21 protein-coding genes are annotated in these 24,870 nt (G+C 38.4%); 15 read left to right on the top strand and 6 right to left on the bottom strand.

The annotated features are described in order from the left end of the window. Positions 1 to 142: 142 nt before the first annotated feature. On the bottom strand, positions 143 to 1,669 hold the full coding sequence (locus tag FJR11_RS06245; RefSeq protein ID WP_168502840.1) for a type II CAAX prenyl endopeptidase Rce1 family protein: 1,527 nt from the start codon (positions 1,667 to 1,669) through the stop codon (positions 143 to 145). A 222-nt stretch (positions 1,670 to 1,891) separates the two neighbouring features. Between FJR11_RS06245 and FJR11_RS06240 the strand changes: the two genes are divergently transcribed. Next, on the top strand, positions 1,892 to 2,515 hold the full coding sequence (locus tag FJR11_RS06240; protein ID WP_371417469.1) for a hypothetical protein: 624 nt from the start codon (positions 1,892 to 1,894) through the stop codon (positions 2,513 to 2,515). 3 nt (positions 2,516 to 2,518) lie between these two features. Beyond that, positions 2,519 to 2,932 (top strand): alternative ribosome rescue aminoacyl-tRNA hydrolase ArfB, encoded by a 414-nt coding sequence (gene arfB, locus FJR11_RS06235; RefSeq protein ID WP_168502838.1) that lies wholly within the window; start codon positions 2,519 to 2,521, stop codon positions 2,930 to 2,932. A gap of 200 nt (positions 2,933 to 3,132) precedes the next feature. Here arfB and uvrB read toward each other — a convergent pair whose 3' ends face one another. Then, complete coding sequence (gene uvrB / locus FJR11_RS06230) at positions 3,133 to 5,130, bottom strand: excinuclease ABC subunit UvrB (RefSeq protein WP_168502869.1); 1,998 nt, start codon at positions 5,128 to 5,130, stop codon at positions 3,133 to 3,135. Positions 5,131 to 5,518: 388 nt separating this feature from the next. Here uvrB and FJR11_RS06225 point away from each other — a divergent pair, with 388 nt between their 5' ends. From FJR11_RS06225 to FJR11_RS06210, 5 genes are all read left to right on the top strand, one after another. Continuing rightward, positions 5,519 to 5,707, top strand: coding sequence for a hypothetical protein (locus tag FJR11_RS06225; RefSeq protein WP_174762941.1), 189 nt, complete (start codon positions 5,519 to 5,521; stop codon positions 5,705 to 5,707). Between the two features lie 218 nt (positions 5,708 to 5,925). Then, positions 5,926 to 7,206 (top strand): RNA-guided endonuclease IscB, encoded by a 1,281-nt coding sequence (gene iscB / locus FJR11_RS06220; RefSeq protein ID WP_168502837.1) that lies wholly within the window; start codon positions 5,926 to 5,928, stop codon positions 7,204 to 7,206. After that, on the top strand, positions 7,190 to 7,315 hold the full coding sequence (locus FJR11_RS23735) for a hypothetical protein (RefSeq protein WP_256366772.1): 126 nt from the start codon (positions 7,190 to 7,192) through the stop codon (positions 7,313 to 7,315). Before iscB ends, FJR11_RS23735 begins: the two co-directional genes overlap by 17 nt. Next, the gene (locus FJR11_RS06215; RefSeq protein ID WP_168502836.1) at positions 7,312 to 9,384 is read left to right on the top strand and encodes an AAA family ATPase; all 2,073 of its coding nucleotides are present in this window, start codon (positions 7,312 to 7,314) and stop codon (positions 9,382 to 9,384) included. Before FJR11_RS23735 ends, FJR11_RS06215 begins: the two co-directional genes overlap by 4 nt. Before the next feature lie 184 nt (positions 9,385 to 9,568). Beyond that, positions 9,569 to 10,030 (top strand): DNA phosphorothioation-associated protein 4, encoded by a 462-nt coding sequence (locus tag FJR11_RS06210; protein WP_168502835.1) that lies wholly within the window; start codon positions 9,569 to 9,571, stop codon positions 10,028 to 10,030. Between the two features lie 28 nt (positions 10,031 to 10,058). Here FJR11_RS06210 and FJR11_RS06205 read toward each other — a convergent pair whose 3' ends face one another. Together FJR11_RS06205 and FJR11_RS06200 are read right to left on the bottom strand one after the other, a co-directional pair. After that, positions 10,059 to 11,249 (bottom strand): DNA sulfur modification protein DndB, encoded by a 1,191-nt coding sequence (locus FJR11_RS06205; protein WP_168502834.1) that lies wholly within the window; start codon positions 11,247 to 11,249, stop codon positions 10,059 to 10,061. 102 nt (positions 11,250 to 11,351) lie between these two features. Continuing rightward, positions 11,352 to 12,953, bottom strand: coding sequence for a DGQHR domain-containing protein (locus FJR11_RS06200; protein WP_168502833.1), 1,602 nt, complete (start codon positions 12,951 to 12,953; stop codon positions 11,352 to 11,354). A gap of 180 nt (positions 12,954 to 13,133) precedes the next feature. On the opposite strand from FJR11_RS06200, the gene dndC reads away from it, so the two are divergent. The 8 genes from dndC (at position 13,134) to FJR11_RS06160 (ending at position 21,001) form a co-directional block, all read left to right on the top strand. Beyond that, positions 13,134 to 14,747 carry a DNA phosphorothioation system sulfurtransferase DndC gene (gene dndC / locus FJR11_RS06195; RefSeq protein WP_168502832.1) on the top strand — a complete coding sequence of 538 codons (1,614 nt, stop codon included), beginning with the start codon at positions 13,134 to 13,136 and terminating at the stop codon, positions 14,745 to 14,747. Positions 14,748 to 14,986: 239 nt separating this feature from the next. Then, positions 14,987 to 16,975, top strand: a complete 1,989-nt coding sequence (dndD, locus tag FJR11_RS06190) for a DNA sulfur modification protein DndD (RefSeq protein ID WP_168502831.1) — start codon at positions 14,987 to 14,989, stop codon at positions 16,973 to 16,975. Positions 16,976 to 17,061: 86 nt separating this feature from the next. After that, on the top strand, positions 17,062 to 17,457 hold the full coding sequence (gene dndE / locus FJR11_RS06185) for a DNA sulfur modification protein DndE (RefSeq protein ID WP_168502830.1): 396 nt from the start codon (positions 17,062 to 17,064) through the stop codon (positions 17,455 to 17,457). Between the two features lie 37 nt (positions 17,458 to 17,494). Continuing rightward, the gene (locus FJR11_RS06180; RefSeq protein WP_168502829.1) at positions 17,495 to 19,003 is read left to right on the top strand and encodes an AmpG family muropeptide MFS transporter; all 1,509 of its coding nucleotides are present in this window, start codon (positions 17,495 to 17,497) and stop codon (positions 19,001 to 19,003) included. Beyond that, complete coding sequence (locus FJR11_RS06175; RefSeq protein ID WP_168502828.1) at positions 18,988 to 19,389, top strand: ABC transporter permease; 402 nt, start codon at positions 18,988 to 18,990, stop codon at positions 19,387 to 19,389. Before FJR11_RS06180 ends, FJR11_RS06175 begins: the two co-directional genes overlap by 16 nt. A 70-nt stretch (positions 19,390 to 19,459) precedes the next feature. Continuing rightward, positions 19,460 to 19,627, top strand: a complete 168-nt coding sequence (locus tag FJR11_RS06170) for a hypothetical protein (protein WP_168502827.1) — start codon at positions 19,460 to 19,462, stop codon at positions 19,625 to 19,627. Positions 19,628 to 19,630: 3 nt separating this feature from the next. After that, positions 19,631 to 20,116, top strand: a complete 486-nt coding sequence (locus FJR11_RS06165) for a GNAT family N-acetyltransferase (protein WP_168502826.1) — start codon at positions 19,631 to 19,633, stop codon at positions 20,114 to 20,116. A 126-nt stretch (positions 20,117 to 20,242) separates the two neighbouring features. Then, positions 20,243 to 21,001 (top strand): HEAT repeat domain-containing protein, encoded by a 759-nt coding sequence (locus tag FJR11_RS06160; protein ID WP_168502825.1) that lies wholly within the window; start codon positions 20,243 to 20,245, stop codon positions 20,999 to 21,001. Positions 21,002 to 21,046: 45 nt separating this feature from the next. Here FJR11_RS06160 and FJR11_RS23500 read toward each other — a convergent pair whose 3' ends face one another. Next, a complete protein-coding gene (locus tag FJR11_RS23500) occupies positions 21,047 to 24,439 on the bottom strand; it encodes a diguanylate cyclase domain-containing protein (RefSeq protein ID WP_254444694.1) in 3,393 nt (1,130 codons plus the stop codon). Positions 24,440 to 24,441: 2 nt separating this feature from the next. Continuing rightward, on the bottom strand, positions 24,442 to 24,864 hold the full coding sequence (locus tag FJR11_RS06140; protein ID WP_168502824.1) for a phosphomannose isomerase type II C-terminal cupin domain: 423 nt from the start codon (positions 24,862 to 24,864) through the stop codon (positions 24,442 to 24,444). Positions 24,865 to 24,870: the final 6 nt, after the last annotated feature.

Below are 24,870 nucleotides of genomic sequence, written 5' to 3'. Positions count from 1 at the left end.
TAGATTTTTCTACATATCTATTGATGGGAAATCCGGATAATTTTATTTGAGAAGTAGTTGAAGAGTTAGCAATGAGGATAAAAACAGTTAGCAATAACCTAATCAATCCTATTAACCTATTCCCTGTTCCGTGACAACTAAATTAATTATTACTACCTAAAAGAAACAAACTAATTAATGTGCCACTGTTCCAAAGACTATGGAGCAGCATAGAAGAAAGTAAATTGCGCGATCGCGTGTAAACTATTCCTAAGACCATCCCTAATGCTGTCAGCGGGAGTATTTCTGATAAACTCAGGTGAGCAGCCGCAAACAACAAACTACTGGCGAAAATCGCCCCCCAAACCGACGTATAACGAGTCAGAGACGGTAATAAAAAGCCTCGAAATAGGAATTCTTCAAAAAACGGTGCGGCTATGGCTGCGGTAAAGAAAAATATCCCTAATGCCGTATTATCCCGGCTTTCTAGTGCCATTTGTAAAAGTGGATTACTGCCACCTTGGCCTTGCCATAATTTTTGATTAATCAGTGATACTATCACCACAATGGGTAAAGCTGTACAATAGCCACCCAGTCCCCACAAAAACCAATTACTGAAGACATTGAAGCGAAACCAGTGTTCGGGAAGGGGGAAAAAACGCCTAATGGAAAAATATAGCACTGACAAAGAACCGAAAGCTACTAACAGATAACTGACTAAAACCACAAAAGCCTCAATTCTGGCATTACCTGTACCCCGCGGAATAGGGAGAATAGATAATAATTCTGGGATAAATAATTGTCCCATTAAGAAAAAACCCAGGACGAAAACTTGGATAATTGTTTCCCAATTCCAAGGAGTTGACCAAGGTAAATCGCCATTTGTCGCTAATAGAGATTCTCGCCCTTTAAGTAAGCGTTGAACTAATAAGAAAATCAGTAGTATTAGCCCTATAAAGGCTGTTAAGGTGGGGATAGTAGCAATTATCGCCAATTTTAATAATGCTTGGGTTGCTGCTTCTTGTTGGGCAATTTTCAGAGATGATAAAGCTTCTTGACGTTGTTGGAGTTGATATAATTTTTCTAACGCTGTAGAACGAAACCAAGCATCTAAATTTTGTTGAATGAGTTGTTCAGCTTTGGGAAATAGACGCGGAGGTTTACTCCACATTCCGCTTAAACTTTGTGCAGTTTCTTGATATTTGGGATTAATATCTGAATATTGCTGTAATTCATTCCAAGTTTTAACAGCGTTATCTGTTTCCTGTTGCTGTGCTTGCAAAATTCCCAACCGTAAATCTACCTCTGCTAACATTTTTTCTTGTTGCTGGATAGATTTTTGTAAACTTTTCTCCTCTGCGGGAATAGGAGTAATTGCGGAAGATTGCAGTTTTGCTAATTTTGTTTGAGTTGTCTGCAAACTGGTGTGAACAGATTCACTCGCTTCTTGATATTGCTTTATTGCACTTTCTAGAGGATTTGCACCGAGAATAGATTCTTGCAGTGTTTGAATACTATTATCGCTACTATCTTCTGGTTGCCATGCTTGAGCTTGTAAGACGATATTTGTCTGGTACAATTCTAGACGACTCTGGAATTGAGGTTTTTGCCAGCTATTCAATAAAGATACCCCTGACAACATTATCGCTAACAGAGTTAGTCCAAGTAACAGCAACCGCTTAATTGTCATCTATCCCCCTTCGACTTACGAGTACAGGAGCATCAGCCCCTTGGCAATTATAAGCTAGTACCGCAGGGTGGTGTTAAAAATTAAAATCTGTTTTTTTTAACGATAGCCAAGCGTGGCCTATGACTCCTCCGTCGTCACGCAAGCTATAGCCATAGCACTCCAGACACAGAGGACACGGAGGAGGAAAATTAAAATGATGATTACCAATTACCTATCACTAATATATTTTTTATGAATTCTTTAGAAAATCAACTCCAGCAGTGGAATAATACTATTAGTAATCAGCCCAATAATCCTCATGCTTATATTCGTCGAGGCATGATTTATTTTAAGTTGGCGAAAATTGAAGACTCAATTCAAGATTTTGATACTGCTGAAAGGTTAGATGTTAATATTACTCCTTATCTGTGGCAACGGGGTTTATCTTATTATTATGCTGAACGATTTTCTGAAGGTGCAAAACAGTTTGCAGTTGATTTGACTGTTAATGCTCAAGATGTGGAGGAAACTGTTTGGCGATATCTTTGTATGGCGAGGTTTTCTGGTGTGACAGAAGCCCGGAATTCTCTTTTACCTGTGAAAAATGATCCTCGGAAAATAATGCTGTCTATCTATGATTTATTTGCGGGTAATTGCACAAAAGATGATGTTTTAAATGTCGGAAAATTGGCAGGGTTGAAGGGGAAGTTTTACAGTCATCTTTATTTGGGTTTATATTATGAAGCTGAGAATAATTTGGAGTTAGCACGGGAATATATTGTCAAGGCTGCTGACGAGTACAAAATTGATGATTATATGTGGTATTTAGCGGTGGTTCATAAAAATTTACGGGGATGGAAAATATAAGCAATGATAGAAATTTACCAGACAGTAATTATTCCTGATAGCGATATTGAAATTAGTGCAATTCGTTCTCAGGGTGCAGGTGGTCAAAATGTTAATAAGGTGGCTACTGCTATTCATTTGCGCTTTGATATTGGTGCTTCTTCCTTACCAGAAATCTATAAGGAACGGCTTTTAAAGTTGAAAGATAACCGCATTACTCTTGAGGGAGTTGTGGTGATTAAAGCGCAGGAATACCGCAGTCAAGAACAGAATAAGGAGGAGGCTTTTAGACGACTTCAAGAACTGATTAAAAGTGTTTCTGTTTTACCCCGAAAACGTAAACGAACGAAACCAAGTCGTAATTCTCAAAGAAAACGTCTTGATAGTAAAAACAAGCGCGGACAAATTAAGTTGAATAGGGGTAAAATTACAGAATAATCACCACGCTATTACTGTAATGCAAATATACAGCAATCCTAAATAAACTGTAAACATCTCCTTCCTCTCTTCCTCTGCGTTCTCTGCGCCTCTGCGGTTCGTTAAAAAAAGAATATCATCAACTACCCAACATTTTATCTCGCAAATGCTTAATGAGATCGCTGACGCAGCGCCAGGCTAACGCGCAATTTTCCAGCTTTTTAACGTCCTAACATTTTATCTCGCAAATGCTTAATGCGATCGCGCAATTTTCCAGCTTCCTCAAATTCCATCTTCTTCGCTGCTTCCTTCATCTGTTTTTCTAAAATTGTAATTAACTCTGGAATATCTTCCACTGATAATTCATCTAAATGTTCATCAACCATTTTTAAATCAGTTGCATTTAAGCGTCGGGAAGCATCTAAAAAAGATAAAATCGAATTACTCTGTTTTTTAATAATCGGTTGCGGTGTAATTCCATGTAGTTTATTATAAGCCGCTTGAATTCCTCTTCTTCTATCAGTTTCATCAATAGCTTTAATCATACTTCCTGTCATTTTATCAGCATATAAAATTGCTTTTCCTCTAATATGACGCGCCGCACGTCCGATAGTTTGAATTAAAGAACGTTCAGTTCGCAAAAATCCTTCCTTATCTGCGTCCATAATTGCAACTAACGAAACTTCAGGTAAATCTAAACCTTCCCGCAATAAGTTCACACCGACTAACACATCAAAAACACCATTTCGCAAATCTTGTAAAATTTCAATGCGTTGAATAGAATTAATTTCTGAATGCAAATATCTGATTTTAATTCCCCTCTCTGCTAAATATTCAGTCAAATCTTCCGCCATACGCTTAGTTAATGTTGTCACTAAAGTTCTTTCTTGACGGTCAACTCGATCTTTTATTTCTCCTAATAAATCATCAATTTGTCCTTCCGTGGGACGCACAAATATTTCCGGGTCAATTACTCCCGTCGGTCTAATTACTTGTTCAATAATATTCTCTTCCGAAATTTCTAATTCCCAATTTCCGGGAGTCGCCGAAACGAAAATACATTGATTGACTTTTTGCCAAAATTCCTCGGCTTGTAAAGGACGATTATCCGCCGCACTGGGAAGCCGAAAACCATGATCAATTAATACTTTTTTTCTCGCTTGATCTCCGTTATACATTCCGCGAATTTGGGGAACGGTAACATGAGATTCATCTATCACTAATAACCAATCTTTGGGAAAATAATCAATTAAACATTCTGGTGGTTCTCCTGCTTGTCTTCCGGCTAAATGACGAGAATAATTTTCTACACCGTTACAATATCCCACTTCTCGTAACATTTCCAAATCATAACGGGTACGTTGGTCAATGCGTTGTGCTTCAACTAATTTACCCATTGATTCTAATGTTAGTTGTTGGTGTTTTAATTCTGTAGCTATATCTTCACAAGCTATTTCTACTCTTTCTTTAGGAGTAACAAAGTGACGCGCAGGGTAGATATTTACTGCTTCTAAACTGTGGAGAATTTCCCCACTCACAGGATCTACATATCTAATTGCGTCAATTTCATCTCCAAAGAATTCCACTCTAATAATTCTATCTTCGTAAGCAGGAGAAATTTCTAAAACATCACCCCGAACTCGAAATTTTCCTCTCCCCATTTCGATGTCATTGCGGGTATATTGAACTGCTGTTAAATCCCGTAAAACTTGACGCGGATCAATTTCCATTCCCAATTGTAACCGAATTGCGGCTTTCAGGTATTCCGCCGGCATTCCTAAACCATAAATACAACTAATTGAGGCGACAACAATCACATCTTTGCGTTCAAATAAGGAACGGGTGGCCGAATGTCGTAACATATCTATTTCTTCATTAATCGCTGATGTTTTTTCTATATAAGTATCAGTAACAGGTAGATATGCTTCGGGTTGATAGTAATCGTAATAACTGACAAAATACTCAACTGCATTATTAGGAAAAAACTCCCGCAGTTCGTTACACAACTGGGCGGCTAATGTCTTATTATGGGCTAATACTAGGGTAGGTCTACCGACTTTTTCAATGACTGCGGCTATGGAGAATGTCTTACCGGTTCCTGTCGCACCCAGTAATGTTTGATAATGATTTCCTGTTTGAATACTAGCAGAAAGTTGTGCGATCGCTTGTGGTTGATCACCGGTGGGGACAAAAGGTGCTTGCAGATTAAAATCCATTATCTAGCTTGAACGTTACACCTAGCAATTCTACACAATTTCCCAGTTTTACGTTTGGCGCGAAATTTTTTTTTCGGAAGTTGGTTGGCAACATCGCCGGCGATGTGCTATATTAATATAATGGAGTGTGGATAAAATTTTTATAGAGGCACACATTCCCATTATCAGGATATCACGCCTGGCGGCGCAAGTCAATCCCCAGAACCCTAAAAAAAGAAATTTTTTTACTTAAATATAAATTTATACTAGTATTTAGATAGGAATTAGGAGAAATGAACCACGAAGGGACGAAGGAAGCGAAGGAAGAAGGGTTTTAGAGAATTTTTGCGTGGGTTATATCTATAGTATCAGAACTGGTTAAAATAGAAAATAAATCTATTGCAGTATTGAAATGATACCAGAACCAAATATTGAGGACGTTCAAGAACCAATTACCAGCGCACCACCGGAGGTAAAGCAAATTATTGAGAAGGTATGGAGATTGGAGAAAAGCAGGTTAGATAGAAAGAGTAAGGGTCATATTAATGATGATATTCTCACTATTGTGAAGGAAGCGGTGCAGTCAGTAACTCAGCCCTAAAGAGACTGAGCTTGTAAGAGAAATCGAAACAAGCTGTATTGACCAGTCTAAGTCTTCACTGACTACGTTTTTTGAGTCACGACACCCTGGAATGCGTAGCTAGTTCCCTGCTCTGTCATTTGCAATTAAACAGTTTTAAAGTCACTGAAACAGTGTTGCAAATCTAAAAAGCTCTTAAAACATTGACGAAGCTAACATTACCCGAAAGGAGGGACTTTATGTCCAAAGTATTTGTAATTGATACCGATAAACGACCATTAAATCCAATTCATTCAGCACAAGCTAGACAACTATTAAGAAATGGTAAAGCAGCAGTTTTTAGAAGTTTTCCTTTTACTTTAATTCTGAAAGAATTATGTTCTAAAACCGTATTACCTCTAAGATTAAAGATTGACCCCGGAGCAAAGCATACAGGAATAGCATTAATTAACGATGCTAGTGGTGAGGTTGTATTTGCTGCTGAATTAAAACATAGAGGTTTTGCAATTCGAGATGCTTTAACTTCTAGAAGACAATTAAGACGTTTTAGACGGGCAAGAATTACTCGTTACAGAAAACCAAGATTTTTGAATAGAACACGCCCTTTAGGCTGGTTAGCACCAAGCCTGCAAAGTCGGATTGAGAATATAAAAACTTGGGTTAAGAAGCTGAGTAAAATTGCCCATGTTGTTGCTATCAGTCAGGAACTTGTACGTTTTGATATGCAGTTAATGGCTAATCCTGATATTCAAGGTAGGGAATATCAACAAGGAACTTTAGCTGGTTATGAAACCAGAGAATACTTACTAGAAAAGTGGGATAGGCAATGTGCCTACTGTGGAGTGAAAGACGTTCCTTTTCAAGTAGAGCATATTCATCCACAAGCCAAGGGTGGTAGTAATTCAATTACAAACCTCGCTTTAAGTTGTGAAAAATGTAACACAAAAAAAGGAACGAAAGATATTAAAGATTTCCTCAAAAAAGACCCATCAAAATTGGAAAAAATATTGAAACAAGCTAAAAGACCACTGGCTGATGCAGCCGCAGTAAACACAACTCGTTTTGTATTACTAGAAGTTTTGAAAGCGACTGGATTACCTGTAGAAACGGGTTCAGGAGGTTTAACTAAATTCAATCGTAGTCAACAGAAACTAGCGAAAACTCACTGGATTGATGCGGCTTGTGTTGGTCAATTAACTCCAATTCTCAATATCAAAGGTGTTAAGCCATTGCTAATTACAGCTAACGGTCACGGCACTAGACAATCTTGCCGTACAGACAAATACGGATTCCCAAATCGTCACTGTTCTAGAACTAAATTTCATTTTGGTTTTCAAACAGGAGACATCGTTAAATCAGTTGTCAAAACTGGTAAAAAAGTTGGCGAATATATTGGAAGAATTGCTACTCGCACGACAGGAAGTTTCAATATTTCAACTAGAAATGGATTAGTTCAAGGAATTAGTTATAAAACTTGTAAAACTATCCACAAAAAAGATGGGTATGGTTACTCAAGTTAAAAAGTTAAATTCGGTTAAAACCGCCCGTGTCGCGGCTGGTGAGCCATGTAGAACCATCCCTTTCAGAGCGAAAGCCGCTGATTTTCCCACATACCAGGTATTTTTATGAAGCTAACTTCTATTAAATTATGTAATTTTCGTTCTTTTTATGGGAAGACACCAGAAATAACTTTGGCTGGTGGAGATGTTCGCAATACTACTATGATTTATGGTAGTAATGGTGCAGGTAAAACTAGTATTTTGAATGCGTTTACTTGGGTTTTATATGAAAAATTTAGTGCGGCTTTTGCGTCAACTGAACAGTTAGTAAATAAACGCGCAATTGCAGAATCTCAACCTAGTCAACCTGTGGAATGTTGGGTGGAAGTTGGTTGGGAACATGAAGGTAATCGTTATCGTGCTACTCGTGGTTGTCGGGTTTATAAAAATGAAAGTGATGTGATTGAAGCTGGGAAAACTCAGTTGAAAATTCAAGTTGCTGGAGATGATGGAAAATGGTATTTTCCTCTTCAACAAGCTGAGGAAATTATTACTCAGATTTTACCAGCAAGTTTACATCAATATTTTTTCTTTGACGGTGAACGGATTGAAGAAATTGTCCGTTCTGATAATAAAGCGGAAATTTCTGAAGCAATTAGAACTTTTTTGGGTGTGGAAGTTATTGAACTTTCGATTAAACACTTGAAAGATGCTAAAAAGAGTTTAGAAACTGAGTTGAAACATATTGGTGACGCGGAAACTAAACAGTTATTGACTCAGCAAGAAAAACAAGAACTGGAAATTGATAATATCAATAAACGTCAAACAGAAATAAATCAAGAGTTGGAATATCAGCAAACTTTTAAAAAGGAAGTTAGTAACAAGTTACGAGAATTGAGTGCTGTTAAGGAATTACAGGAAAGAAAGCAAAGTTTAGAATCGCAAAAAGATAGTTTACGGGAAGAGTTGAAGAAAACACGGGAGAATTTGAAAAAGGCTATTTCCGCACGGGGTTATACTGTTCTATTGTCGGAAACTACCGCTAAGTTTCGGGAAATCTTCACAGATTTAAAACAAAAAGGTGAATTAACTGCGGGAATTTCGCGGGAATTTGTCAATGATTTACTCAATAGTGGACGTTGTATTTGTGGTGCAGATTTGAGGGAAGGAACTCATACTCATTTTCATGTGAAGAATTTGATGAGAAAATCCGGTTCTTCGACTGTGGAAGAAACCGCAATTAGAATGAGCGCACAAGTTGATGAAATTGATAAACAAGCAGTTGCTTTTTGGGAGGAAGCAGACAGAGAACAAGCACGAATTCAACAGTTAAGAGAAAATCTCAATCAAGTTGAATTGGAGTTAGCAACTATTCAAGAACAACTCCGAAAAGATCCCAATGAGGAAATTAGTAGTTTACAAAAACGTCTGGATGAAATTGAAGCCAAAATTGATGACTTAAATCGAGAACAAGGTGCAAATCAACAGGAAGTTTCTCATCTGAAAACAGCTATTGATGCTTTGATAAAACAAATTTCTAAGCAAAAACAAAATGAGGAAAAACAATCTTTAGCACAGCGTCGCATTAATGCTACTCAAGATGCAATTGATAGATTATCGGAAGTTAAAAACCGTCAAGAAAATCAATTTCGTCTGCAATTGGAACAGCGGGTACAGGAAATTTTCTCGGATATCTCTTTTACTCCATACATTCCCAAAATTAGCGAAAAGTATGAATTAAGTTTGGTGGAAAATACGACGGGAATTGAAGCACCAGTCGCAGCTTCTACGGGAGAAAATCAAATTCTCAGTTTATCTTTTATCGCTAGTATTATTGATAAGGTACGCGACTGGAGTGAGAAGCGGAAAATGATCATGCTTCCTGAAAGTAGCACTTTTCCGATTGTTATGGATTCTCCTTTTGGGAGTTTAGATGTTAATTCTCGTCGTCACATTGCGCGAACTATTCCTAAGTTAGCAAATCAGTTGGTTGTGTTGGTGACTAAGACTCAGTGGAGGGTTGAGGTTGAGGAGGAAATTGCTGATAAGGTTGGGAAGGAATATGTTTTGGTTTATTATTCTTCTAAGCCTAATTGTGAACAGGATTTTATTGAGTTGGGGAGGGAAAGATATGCTTTGGTTCGACAGAGTTTGAATGGTTTTGAATATACTGAAATTGTTGAAGTGGAACGAAATTAATATATCTCACGCAAAGGCGCAAAGACGCAAAGGAAGAAAGGAGTTATATGAGTCCTCGGTTTGTGAGGATGTTTGTTGATTTTTTTTCTCACGCAGAGGCGCAGAGGCGCGGAGAGGCGCGCGAGAGTGTGTTATTAGTAAGTTAGGTTTGGTTTAATATATTTAGGGTGTAGATTTTATAGTTATGGCTGCAAATAGAATCAAAATTGCTCAAGATAAGGCTGAGTTGGTGAAATCGTTAGTAGCTTCCAAAGATACCAGTGGGATTTTTCAGACTTATGTAGAAGTCATGGTATTTGCAGCATCATTGGGAGTAAAGTATAAAAAGCGAGTTCCACTAGAAGGAAGTTCTAAAGATTTATCCCCTTTACGACAGGATTATTTTCCCAGTAGCTTCACTATGCTGATTAATTTATTAGCTATCACCGAAATACAAGATATAAAAATTTTAGGTGATGATGAAACATCTGATGATCAACGTATTCATACTTTTGAAGAATATGCTAATGGTGGACTAGAAATATTACAAAATGAGTTAAGGGGTGCTGTAGATTATTCAGAACGAATTTTATTATTTCTCAAGTATCAAAAAATAAATATTCATGAAGAAACGGAGGAATTTGATTTAAGTAAATTCCTCTCCTAAGCCTTTTCTAATGTAAACAGTTAATCATTTATACCCATCCCAATTTATTTTTTACTGCCTTTACTGCGTCTGTAACAGCACCAGCAGTCGCTGATATTTTATAAGGCTTGCTTGAATTTTTGGGTTGGGATTCAATTCTAACTATATTATCTCTCCAAACTTCATCTTCTCTTGACCAGTTTAAACTTGCTAGTTGAGAAATTTTTTCTGAATCAAAATAATTTTCTTCAGCATCATAAGACCAGTATAGTAAGCGACCTAAAACTTCTAATCCTACACTTACACCCAATAAACAATCGTCTTTAAATGCAGCAACTTCATCATTTGTTAATTCAGATACACTGAGTGAAGCTATATATTCTGTATTACTACATTCTGAGAAAAACTGATTTAGGCAAGTAACCAAAGTATCAGATGTGCTATCTACATCTATCTCTTTTAATTGGTTCATCATATCATTACTAAATACACAACTTACAAATTTAGCGATGTAGTTCATTGTGTAAATTAGATTATTTTTAGTTGAAGGTGATGCTTTAATTTTCTCAGTTTTCCCCTTAAATAATGACACCCGGCTTACTAACTCTTTACTAATGCCGACTCTACCAGAAAATTCACCAAATGACAGCAATAAAGATTTATCAAGCTGTCTAGTTTGTGCCATATCTCTAAAATCTGCCTGACACTGTTGAAAATCTCCTTCTAAAACTAAAGTTATTGGAAAATTGTCATCTTTAATTAAGTAACTATCAGCACTTTCTATTAATTCATGAATTGCACGTTTTCGATGTTGTCCATCAGTAATGTCTAGCTTCACTCCTCTGCGAATAACAACTAAGCCAAAATCTCTATCAAATTCTAAAAAAGTGATCTCTTTTGGGGAAACATTTGCTGTTAATGTTCCCACAATCCAAGGTTTTTGTTTTTTAGCACGTTCGATAATGTATTTTTTAATTTCTTCTGCATGGCCTTTAACTTCTGGACGATTCTTACCAGAATCAGGATCATTACCACTTGAAGGTTTAGCTTGCAAAAGTCCAGAAAAGTCACCAGCAGGTACATTAATTTGTAGCATAGTCCTGTTTCCATGTGTCAATCTCAGTCCTAAATAGCACCGATCACGATGGTATTTAGAGAAGAATGGAGCTATAAATGAGCTAAACTGAGCTTTCACTTCAGGAGTAATATCTTTGTTGTTTTCTTCGTTCAATTGAGTCATATAAATGCTGATACACTTAGCGATGTCAAAAAACATAGTAAACAACATCGGTGGTATTGAACATCCGTAAAAACCACAAGGTGATATTACTCGCTAACTTGTCTAACTCAGTATAACTGGTAGCCCTACATCTTGCGGTTTGACAAACTTACCATCAAAACCTATAGTTTGGTCTTCCATTGTCCTAGCATTAGCTAAAGCTTTACGTAAAGCAGTAACTTCCATTTTTTCAGTCATTCCTCCCAACATATAAATAAATAACTTCACAGCTAAATCTTTTCCTACTACCTGTACCCGCTTTTTATTGGGATCATATAAAACCCCATACCATAAAGATTGAGGATATTCCATACTACTAAAACCCCCTTGACGGTCAAATTTCTCCAACTTCTTGAAAATATCCGTCAAACCAAAATCTTTTTTAAATACCAAAGTTCCCAAAGCTTGCGCTAAAGCAACTTGAGAAACTGGACGAAATAACATATTTCCCTCACCTCCGTCTTTTTCAAAATGGAAGCGACGCAAAACAGTTGTATCTTCGTGTTCCAATATTTTATAACTGGGAAGATTAGCTAAATTATCAAAAAGTAGTCTAAAATCGGCAATTCCTTCCTGAATTTCTTCATTTTCTGGACGCATGGGAATTAACCCTTTTTCCAAAGGTTTCCAGTGGGGGAACTTTTGCCCCAAATACCTTTCAGACATATCTTGTAAGGCTTGTAGCGTCGTCAAAACCGTAGAATTAGCGGCTACTGTGGCACTATTCCAATTAACACGGGGATTGCGATTTGGTTTTTGTTCTAAAAGTGGATGTGTAACGGCAATTTTTCGCGCTACAATAGCAAAACCATCATCTTCATTTAATTGTGCTAACTGACCTTTAGTTAAAGGTGCAGCCATTAAATTTACATGAACAAAAATTGATCTTACCCGTCGTTTTGCTTCTGTATGAGTTTCCCCAGTATTCACCGCACAAATAAATTCAATGCCAATTTTTTCTTTAGATAAATTTTGTAAATAAGCAGGTTCTACTTGATATTTATCAATCAAATCAGATAGAGTAATAAAACTTTCATCAGCAGTTTTATCCTTTTTATAACGTTGGAGTTTACCAGATTTAATTAACTCCATTAAACCTTGGACACCCATTAATCTATGCTGACCATCTAAAGCATAAATTGTCACATTGTCTTCAGAAATATTCAATAAACCGACTTTACCATCTTTATCTAAAGGTATAAAATCAGTTGTCGCTTTTTTAGCTCGTCCTTGACTATCCCACTCCGCTGCTTTGGGGTTATCCACCCAAGGTTGATTAATTACTACCAACACAGCCGGAAATTTATGGTTTTTTCTCGCTGCTAAATACTGTACTAACGGTGCTTGACGCGACCAATCAACAGGACGTTGTTGAATTTCATCAATACTATCAGCGTCAATTTCAATATTCTCTGTCTCTGGGTTGTACTTTTTTTGCAGCAAGGGTAAACCAGACGCAAAATGTACCCGTCCCGCAAACCATTCCAATGTCACAGAACCTACATAAGCCTCAGTACCACCCATTTCGGTTTTTTGGACAAGGATTTGGTCTTTCTTCTCTAAAAACCTGTCTAGCAGTAAAGCTAATACCTGTTTATCCTTATTTTCCCGTTCTAAATACTCGTTAGCGAGTTGATTATTTAGTGTATCTGTATTATCATTCATGTTAATTTTTGAAAACTTGGTGACTGACTCTTGCTTTATTGTCCGAAAAAATGGATACTAGGGATGCAATTTTTAAAAATATGTTGCACGCATAGGTTAAGTTTATTTATATACTAAATGATTCCATTCCCACAAAGGGAAGTATTGATTCTATGTTCATATATCCACAGGTAAGGAAAAATGACTACAACACAACAGCCAGAAAATAAAAATCAGCCGAATCGTACTGTACCAGAGTTAATCGAAGATATTCAAGCTCTGACTATAGAAATTCAAGAATTGTATTGTTTAGATGAGATACCTTGGATTATAGGTGTATCTTGGGGTAAAGATTCTAGTACAGTCTTGCAGCTTGTTTGGAATGCTATCTATTCACTTCCTCCAAACAAAAGAACTAAGACTATCTATGTTATTACAACTGATACGGGGGTAGAAAATCCCATAGTTGCCGCTTGGGTTCGTAAATCTATCAACCATATTCGGTTAGCTGCTCAAGAACAAAATATGCCAATTGAAGCGCATCTTCTAGAGCCAGTAGTTGAAGATTCTTTTTGGGTAAATCTTATTGGTAAAGGATACCCAGCACCTCGTAATCAGTTTCGTTGGTGTACTTCGCGTTTAAAAATAAATCCAGCTAATCAATTTATTCGTCAAATAGTGAGAGCTAATGGCGAAACAATTCTTGTTTTAGGTACACGTAAAGCGGAAAGTTCCAAACGTGCAGCTACCATGAATAAACATCAGCTAGGTAGAGTTAGAGATAGGCTTAGTCCTAATGCAAGTTTACCAAATTCTCTAATTTATACGCCTGTTGAAGACTGGAGTAATAACGATGTTTGGATATACCTGAATCAATATAAAAATCCGTGGGGAGGAAATAATAAAGATTTATTTACTATGTATCGAGGTGCAACAGCAGATAATGAATGTCCTTTAGTTGTTGATACTTCTACACCTAGTTGTGGCGATTCTCGATTTGGTTGCTGGGTATGCACATTAGTAAATAAAGATAAATCAATGGAGGCAATGATCCAAAATGATGAAGAAAAAGAGTGGATGCAGATACTACTAGATATTCGTAATGAATTAGATGTTAAAGATGATAGAGATAAAAGAGATTTTAGAAGAATTCGGGGGCAGGTTCAATTATTTGAACGAGATATTAAAGGAAAGAAAGATGTTGTACCAGTACCAGGTCCATATACAAAATATTGGCGAGAATATTGGTTGACAAAATTACTAAAAGCGCAAATACAAGTCCGGCAAACAGCACCTAAAAATATGGGTGATATTACTCTAATTAGTATGGAAGAATTAAGTGCTATCCGCCGAATATGGTTAGAAGACAAACACGAATTTGATGATAGTTTACCCCGTATATATGAAGAAGTTACAGGAGAAGTATTTAAAGATTCTCGTCCTGGTGCAGATCAAAGCATACTTGGTAGTGATGAATGGGAAATATTAGAAGAAATCTGTGAAGGTGACGGAATGCACCTAGAATTAATGGCCAGACTATTAGATACAGAAAGACAATTTAAGAAAAAAACCCGCCGTGTGGGTATCTACGAAAGCCTAGAAAAATGCTTTGATACAAGTTCCCGTTCACCAGAACAAGCGATCGCAAATGCCCATTTAAAAAGGGATTTAAGACAAGCAGCATTAGAAGGTGATGTAGCCACAATTCGGGAAAAATTCAAACAATTGAGTTTAGGAGATACCGCCGAAAAACAAGAGACTAAACCACAAACTTGGGCTAACTTCAAATATGCACAAAAAAACTCAGATGAATAGAATACTCCCTTCTCAGTATAAGATTACTTATCTTCTTCCTTCTTCCTTCGTGTTCTTCGCTCCTTCGTGGTTCATTTAATCTATATTCCTCATTCCTAGCCATAACAGAGGCAGAGCCTCTTGAAAGTATTCCCTGTCAGAGCCAGGGAACGAGATAAACATCTCCTTTCTCTCTTCCTCTGTGTCCTCTGTGCCTCTGTGGTTCGTTTAAAAAACTAGAATACCCAACCCAAAAACCCATGATATTCCTAGAATTAGTCCTGCAAAACTTCGGTCCTTATGCTGGAAAACAAATCATCAACCTCAACCCCCAAATTGACGAAGACAACACCCGCCCAATTATCTTATTAGGAGGAATGAACGGCGGCGGAAAAACCACCCTTATGGATGCCATTCGCCTCGCTTTATATGGACAACGCGCCCAATGTTCAACAAGAGGAAATCTCAGTTATAGTGATTTTTTAACCCAATGCGTGAATAGTAAAAGTACCCCCACAGAAAAAACCAGAATTGAATTAGTTTTTGAACATATCGAAGAAGATAGACCAATAAAATATCGAGTTGTGCGGACATGGGAAAAAAATCCTAAAGACGGTAAAGACCATTTAGGAATATTAGGAGATGATGAAACATGGCCAATTGATTCATTAGTAAATATTTGGGATGAATATATAGAAAATATCTTACCTATAGGTATTTCCAATTTATTTCTTTTTGACGGTGAACAAGTTAAAGAACTTGCAGAACAGGAAATCCCACCTCCTATAGTTGTGGATGCTATTAACGGACTTTTGGGTTTAGAATTAGCCGATAAATTAGCAATTGATTTAGAGATTTTAGTAAATCGCAAAAAACGAGAATTTGCAGATACAAAAGATTTAGCTAAATTAGAAGAAATTGAAACCCGAATCCAGGAAAAACAAGCAGAATACGAAAATAATCAAATAAAACTCGTAAATCTGAATATTGAAGTTGAAGAATTAGAACAAATTCATGAAGAGGCTTTAGATAGATTTGTGAATGAAGGTGGTAAAATTGCCGCTGAACGTAGCCAATTAGAACAACAAAGGGAAGAAAAAATCAAAGTTGCGAATAACGTCCGTGAATCCTTGCGTGAAATAGCTGCTGATGTTTTACCTTTAGCCTTAATTAGTCCTTTATTATCGCAAGTCCAAAGACAAGGAGAAAAAGAACTAAAAACACAACAAATCCAATTAGCTAAAGATGTCTTAATTGCTAGAGATGAAAGATTATTAAATTGGCTACAACAATTAAATCTAGAAACTAATAAAGTTACTAATATTCAATCTTTTCTAGCTGAAGATATTAATAATTTATATACCAATAACTTATCAACAGAAAATAATTGGTTAAATGGAGATGAAGAAAGTTTAAGTTTACTTGACAATATAACCTATCGTTTACAGGTTTCCCAAAATACCGCCCAAAAGCAACTAGATGAATTAACTAATTATGAAGAAGAAATCCTCACCTTAGAAAGACAAGTACAAACTGCGGCTGCACCGGAAGAATATACAAAACTACAAAAAGCAGTAAAAGAAGCACAAACTGAATTTAATAAAATTAAATCTCAGTCGGATATAATGACTCAAAAACTGATAGAATTAGATACAGAAACCAAAAGATTGAGACAAGAACTAAATGAATATACTGTACAAAATATCAAATATCAAAATAGTGAACATATTATTGATTCTGCATTAAAAGTTCAACAAACATTAAAAGTATTTCGAGAAAGATTAACCCTGAGAAAATTGAATAAATTAGAAGAAGAAGTAAAAAACTGTTTTCTATATTTATTACATAAATCAGACCTAGTACATCGCATAGCTATAGACAGCAAAACCTTCGGCTTATCATTATATGATTTAAACGGAAAACCAGTTCCCAAACATAGACTTTCCGCCGGAGAAAAACAACTATTAGCGATCGCATTTTTGTGGGGACTAGCCAAAGTATCAGGAAGACGCTTACCCGTCGCCATAGACACCCCATTAGGAAGACTAGACTCCTCCCACCGCAACAACCTAGTAGAAAGATACTTTCCCTCAGCCAGCCATCAAGTAATCCTCCTTTCCACCGACACCGAAATCGGCAAAAAAGAATATCAAAACCTGCAAGAAACCGAAGCCATCGCCCGCGAATACCTACTCCAATATAACTCCAACAAAAGAGAAACCACAATCAAACCTGGTTATTTTTGGTAAACTCCAACTCCTCTTAATTTCTTCCTTTGCGTCTTTGCTCCTTAGCGCCTTTGCGCGAAACTCAATTCATATTTTTCACCAAAATCATGGAATCACCAATAGAAAGAATCAAACTCTCTCAAACAGCCAAAGAACAACTCCTCAAACTCAAACGCAGCACCAAAATCGAACAATGGAACATATTATGTCGGTGGGCGTTTTGTCGTTCCCTCGCAGAAGTTGCTGCACCTTCCCCCGTACCCATTCCCCAAGATAGCAACGTCGAAATGACATGGCGGGTTTTTGGGGGAGAAATGTCCGATATTTTACTTTTAGCCCTCAAACAACGCTGCTACAACGACGGCTTAGATACAGATAGAGAAACCCTAATTACGCAATTTCGCTTACATTTACATCGGGGGATTGGTTACTTAGCAGGAGATCAGAATATTAAGAAAATTGAAGATCTAATTGAACAGTCCACAAACAAAGTAAAATCCTGATTTTGCACTTCTTGTGCCAGCATGGCAAGATAATCTTATGAAAGAAATTCAAGCACTCCGACAGGCCTTCCAAAGCCAGAAAATGGGTGCTTTATTATTACTAGGTTTTGCATCAGGTTTACCACTATTTCTGACCAGTAGAACCCTACAACTATGGATGCAAGATGCCAAAGTTGATATTGCCAAAATCACCTTATTTGGTTTATTAAGTTTACCTTATTCCTTAAAATTCCTGTGGTCGCCTCTATTAGATAGATTTACACCACCATTATTAGGTGGCAGAAGAGGTTGGTTAATTATTACTCAAATTGGTTTAGTATTAGCGATCGCTGCCCTTGCCCTTCAACAACCAGCCCAAAACGAACAAGTATTACAAATCCTCGCCATCAATTGCCTGATTATTACCTTCCTCAGTGCCACCCAGGACATCGCTGGTGATGCCTACCGTACCGACATTTTAAACCCCCTAGAGGCGCAACCAGGGGCATCTGTGTGGGTATTAGGCTATCGCATCGCCTTATTTATTACCAGTTCCCTGGCCTTAGTGTTAGCAGATTATCTACCTTGGAATGTAGTATATTTGCTCATGGCAGTAATTATGGCAGGAAGTATATTTACTACCTTATGGTCGCCCGCAGAACACAAACTACAAGACAAAACACAATTAGCACCCATTTCTGCCAAAGACGTGATTTTTATAGTCCTGATTACCTTACTAGTGGCAGGGTTAATAGCTGGGGTTTTTGTCGGATTCATTCCCCAACCTGTATTTTATTGGTTATTAGCAGGATTATTAGTGGCTTGGATAACTGCATCCGTATTATTACCAAACTCCCTACTAAATGAAGTTAGCGAAGATAGTCCACCTGAAAACCTACAAACAGCTATTTTCCTACCTTTTAAAGAATTTTTTCACCGCTTTGGTATCAAACAAGCGAGTTTAACACTAGGTTTTATATTACTTTATAAACTAGGTGATTCCCTCGTCGGCATTACAGCTAACTTATTTCTGAGAGAAATAGACTTTACTAAAACCGAAATCGGCGCAATTCAAGCAGGAATGGGATTTCTTGCCACCACCGTCGGCGTATTAGCTGGGGGTGTGATCATGACCAAAATCAACTTAAATCGCAGTTTGTGGGTATTTGGGGCGCTGCAATTATTGAGTAACTTAGGTTATTATGCCCTAGCGATGGCTAATAAAAAAGATTATTCTCTATTAGTCATAGCAGTAAATATTGAAAACTTCTCTGCTGGATTAGTAACAGTTGCTACAGTTGCCTTTTTAATGCGTCTCTGTAACCACCGATTCACAACCACTCAATTTGCTTTATTCTCCAGCCTCATGGCCATTAGTCGAGACGTACTTTCCGCACCCGCAGGAAGTTGGGCAAAAGCCACAGGTTGGCCGACATTTTTCTTACTTTCTCTTGTAGCGGCGTTACCTGGTTTGCTACTATTACCTATTGTTGCCCCTTGGAATCCCAAAGTATTGGCAGCAACTAGACCAGGACTAGAAGAAGAAGATATATGGGAACACAAGTAGTTATTCTTGTCGGTACATTTGTTCTAATAGTTACAGGTCTATTACTGGGCTATGTCCTCTCACAATTAGTTCTCCAAAATCTGGCTTTTAATTTCCTCACACTCCTGGGAACAATCAGCCTGATTCTAATTTTTGGTACACTTTATTACGTCTTATTTTGGCAACTGCGACGCGAACCCCTCCAATCAGTCAATCCCAGCATCCCCAACCAAGTGGACGAAGAAGTTACTAGCAACTACCTCAAAAATCGCCTAATCGCTAGATTATCTGGAGACGTTGCGGCTGCTGAAAGACTGATTGAGCAAGCCAAACAAAACTTCCCAGGAATGCCAGAAAATTGGTACTGTGAAAGAGTCTTAGATGAATTAGATCGGGATCAGCAATAAGATCAAGGCTTTGCCAAACCCGAATAATTGCTAAAATCAATCCAGTCGCTATTTATTTACAACAGACAACATGGCTATTTTGCGTCAATATATCGCTCCTTTCTTGGCAATCCTGATCTTTACCTTTGCCTTAGTAGCAGTCAGCGCCCGCATTTTTTTACCATCGGACATGGCAGCCCCCGCTCCTATTGGCATGATAATTGATTGGCAAATGATTTCATCACATCTGAAATTTTGAATTTTGAATTTACTTCCAGGCTATTCTATTCGCAAAGGTTCTACTCTAGATAAAGCCCTCTTGGTTAAGTTCATGCAGCGGACTTACCAAGAACAATTCCCCCGTCAAGATTTTTCCCACTTGGCACATACAGTTGAGCAATACTTCTGTCGTGATACCCCTTTATGGTGGGTAGATGAAGAGGCAAGGGAGGAGGGGGCTGGGGGCAGGGGAGAGACATTTTCCCCCATAGCTTGTCTTTGGGTTGGGAATGCTATAGATCAGGTCAGTGGCGATCGCCATCCGCATATTTTTCTCCTCTACGTGATCCCAGAATATCGCCACAGAGGCATTGGTAAAGGATTGATGGCTTATATAGAAGATTGGGCTACACAAAAAGGATATCGCCAAATCGGACTACAAGTATTTCTATCCAACACACCCGCATTAAATCTTTATCATCAACTTGGTTATCAAGAACAATCCCTCTGGATGGTAAAATCACTTTAGTTAGGGAATAGGCAAGAGGCAAGAGACAAGAGGAGTAAGAGTTATTTCTATTCACCAATTACCAATTACCAATTACCAATTAATTTTAGACCGGGGAGTGTCAATAGGGGTTACAGTGGAATAATTATGTACGACGAATACGAACTCAGCCTACTCGATACCGAAGCGGAGCTAGAAAGCCCCTTAGATAAAATAGAACCACTTACTGATGAATCAGAAGTGGAAAAACCTGATCCCGAATTAATGTTGGTACTTTTAACAAATCCCCAGTCCCAGCAGCGGATGTTAGCAGCGCGTGCTTTTTGTGATATTCAAGATGAACGAGCAACACCTCATCTTATTCATCTATTAACAGATAATTGTCCCCTAGTGCGAGTCAGTGCAGCTTACGGTATTGGTCGCAATCCCGCCAAGGAAGCCGTAGAACCGTTAATTATGCAACTTAACCGCGATTTTAATGGTTATGTTCGTAAAGGTGTAGTTTGGGCTTTGGGTAACTGCCGCGATCGCCGTTCCTTAGCACCCCTCACCAATGCCCTGAGAACCGATATTCCCGCCGTGCGTCTCTGGGCAGCCAGCGCCCTAGCACAGATGACAGAAGTAGGTTATGAAGCCATCGTCGGCGCAATTCCCGCCCTGATTGAAGCCTTAGTTACAGACCCCATCGCCGCTGTGCGAAGTAACTCCGCTTGGACAATCGGCCAACTTTGTAAAGAACTCCCATCTAATGTTGTCTATGCTACAGCCATAGACGCATTAATTCAAGCTTTTGCCGAAGATAAAGATTTAGGAGTCAGAGCAGACACCAAAGCCTCACTTCTAGGAGTAGGAGATCCTCGCGGTTTGCAATTAATCGAAACCCTCGAACAAGAAGGATGGTTTTAGAAGAATTTGTAGGGGCAAACCCCCCGTGGTTGCCCGAATTTGATATTATTGAGAAAAGATTGTAGACTGATTGCGTCCTTGTTGTTTAGCGCGGTAAAGTGCTTGATCAGCTTGTTCAATTATGTTAGTTGCTGATAATTCGGAACTAGGTATCAAACTGCTAACGCCGATACTAATAGTAACTGTATTACTTACTTCCGAGGCTTGGTGAGGAATGGCTAAATCTTTAATTGCCCCATGAATTCGTTGAGCGATCGCCATCGCCCCTGTAATATGAGTATTAGGTAAAACCACTACAAATTCTTCCCCACCATAGCGAGCCACTAAATCTGCGGGACGACATACCACCTGCTCTACAGCCTGAGCAATTTTGATCAAGCACTCATCCCCCATTTGATGACCATAGGAATCGTTATAGCGTTTAAAATAATCAACATCGAACAACAGTAAAGATAAAGGTTGCTGTTCCCGGTATAGTCGCTGCCATTCTTGCTCTAAACGATTGTCAAAACAGCGACGATTGGCAATTTGCGTTAACCCATCAATATTGACCAGTTTTTCCAGTTCCTGATTGGCGATTCTGAGGTTATATTCTGCGGCTTGCAAGGCTAATTCTGCTTGTTTGCGATCGCTCACATCTAAGACAACACCATAATAAGCAATATCTCCATTTTCTCGCCGTTCTGGTCTAGACCTGGCTTTTATCCACTTGAGTTTTCCTGAAGGAGTGATAATGCGCCACTCATAGTTAAAAGGAGACATATTTTCCAGGCTGTGAGCTACTGCTGCTTCATAGCCAGCGCAATCATCAGGATGAAACTGCTCAAAGCAGAGATTGGGATTTTCTAGTATCTGAGCAACAGTTACTTCATGAATATCCTCAAAGGCACGACTCATATATTCATAACCCCAAGAGCCGTCCAAACGCCTAATAGTAATATAAATGACTCCTGGAGAAGATGCAGAAATCTCTTGAAACCGCTTTTCGCTTTTGAGTAAGGCTAATTCGGCTTTCTTGCGTTTACTGATATCTGTAACTCGCACCAAATCAATAGTTTTACCAGCGATATTAATGCGTTTTACTGCGAGATTCCCCCAAAAATTCCTCCCTTTTTTAGTCACATATTCGATTTCTCGACTCCAAAATCCTAACTTAGCTATATCATCAACAATCATGATCATGTCATCATCGGTAAAGCGGTGTTTTTGTAAATTTTGCCCTTCAGTACCAATCAGTTCCTCCTTGCTGGTAACTTCAAACATCTCCACAGAACGGCTATTGCAATCAATAATCAACGGATTAGGAACATCAACCAAAAAAATGGCATCGGTAGATTCGTTATAGATAGCTTCTCTAAAATCTCGACTTTTCCTGAGTTCTAACTCTGCTTGTTTTCGCTTACTGATATCCTGGGACGTTCCCAAACTTTGCTTTAGCCTACCATCCGCAGTTCTAGAAAACACCATATCTCGACTATAAAGCCAACACCAGTTCCCTTGGGCATTTTTAACTCGGTACTCTACCTCCACGAACTCACGATCTTGCAGACTATAAAGCTTTTGCATAGACTCATAAATCAGAGGGAGATCATCGGGATGACAAATAATCGGAAACAAGTTAGCTCCCATTTCTTGAATCGCTGTGGCAGAATAGCCCAATATTTCGCCAACAGAACGATTAATATAAACATTTCTTTGTTCAGTATGGTCGTAAATATACAGTAGGTTTGGCGTTAGTTCTGTAATCTGTTCAATAAAATGCTGACTCTCTCGCAATTGATCTTCTGCTTGTTTGCGTAACTTCAGTTCTTCGTAGAGATTACTAACATCTTTCATGACACCAATCAGACAATCTTCTTCACCCAAGAATTGTAACCTAGCTGACATGAGAACGGTTTTAGTTTGCTGGGAGTGAGTCCGAATTACCACTTTAAAATTGAGGATACTTCCTTCATTAACTAGCGTCTTTTTCAGGTGGTGTAAATCGTCGATATTGTTCCACAATCCCAATTGCACACAGGTTTTGCCAACAATATTTTCTGGGGTATTTCCCCAAAACTGGGAAAAACTTTCATTGACATTCAAAAATTTTCCTTCCCCTAAGGTGGCAATCCAAACAGGGTCAGGAGTAGTATGAAAAATAGTCGAAAATTTAGTTTCTGATTCCTGAAAGGCTTTTTTGATTTGAGCAGACATCTGGTTAAAGGATGTTGCTAAAACCTTGAGTTCTGCTATGGCTATATTCTCAGATAAAGACTCTTGCCACTCTCCCCTAGCCATAGCTTGACTAACTCGACTCAAGCGTAAAATTGGTTTAGTAATCCAGTATCCAGTCAAACTACCCGTGCCAATGGCAATTATTAGGGTTAAGCCACAAAGTAGCAGGGTTATTTGAGCATTGGCATTAATTTCTGCCATAAATTCCGATTCGGGAACTACCGTGACTACGAGCCAATCTAAGCCGTAATCGTCGCGGTAGGGTGTAACTCTCACAAAGGGTTTGTCTGGCAAAGACGGGCGCAAAAGTTGGGGTTTAGAGATAGCTTGTAAACTACCAAACCGCCGGATTAAATCCTGAGTTATGTCACGGATTACGGGTTCACGGCTATGCAAGGCTTGTAATCGTGTCGCTTTGCCATTGACAATGGGAGCAGGAGATTCATCTTCAGAACTGGCAACAATCAATCCTGATGGTTCGATGATGAAAATGTGACGTGATTTTCCATAATGCAGTTTTTTTAGGAATTGACTAATTTGCGAGAGTTCGAGATCAATACCGAGAACTCCCATGAACTGTTTCTGCTTGTCATAGACTGGAGTGCTGGCAGAAATGCTGATGCGATTAGGTAAACCGCCCCAAGTGTAAATGGAACTCCAGATCGGCTTACTAGCTTTGACTGCATCTGAGTACCAGGCAAAATTAGAATATAGCGGGTTTTGCAGCGTATCTACTAAAGAGAGACGATTACCCTCCTTATCTACTGAGTAGAAGTGGAATTGGCTGAGATGAGATATGAGAATTTCTCCAATTTCCAACCTATTACCCAGCCCATAACCCGCACCAATAAATCCTCCCTCTTTACTACCAAAATTAACATAAGCAAAATTGAAAGATCGCACCTGACGATAAAAATATTTACCCAGAGCGTTAAAATCATTTAAGTCTAAGATGCCCGATTCAAAGGCATCTACATTGGTACTATTGATTTGCTGGGCTTTGCCTAAATAAGTATGTAAATGTTGCTCAATGCGATCGCCTACTTCTGTCATTAATTGATCTGCCAGCTTATCCACAGCCTGCTGTCCGCTACGGTAAGAAAAATAGCCCACCAGTGTCACCATTCCCACAGTTTGCAAAACAAACGGCACTATCAACAAGGTTCTTAGTGGTACGTTGGTGAATATTTTAGCGAACCAGTTGACGGAGGGATAAGTCATTTTTAAGCATTTTCCTCTACTGGACGTTCTATATCATCCTCACCTAAATACTCGCCATTTTGGATTTCTAAAATGATTAAAGGGATTGAACCGGGGTTTTCTACTTTGTGCAGTGTGGCTGCTGGTACATAGGTGGATTGATTGTGATTGAGTAATATTTCTTGATCACCACAAGTTACCTTAGCCACCCCAGAAACCACTACCCAATGTTCATGACGATGATAATGGATTTGGGCTTTAATGCCGTGTCTAGGCTTAATTTCTACCCGACTGATGCGATAATTTTCCCCTTCTTCAATAACTTCTACATAGCCCCAATAGCGATTACTAGGTCGCACTATCTCTTTCGAGACGCGAACGCTATCGCCTGGGTGTGAGGAATTTATACTCGGATTTGATAAGATATCAATTTCATTTTGATTCATACAATT

It is taken from the genome of Anabaena sp. UHCC 0187, from assembly GCF_009712035.1.
Classification (GTDB): domain Bacteria; phylum Cyanobacteriota; class Cyanobacteriia; order Cyanobacteriales; family Nostocaceae; genus Dolichospermum.
Note: the sequence above shows the minus strand (reverse complement) of the source record. Positions and strands in the feature narration are given on the sequence as shown.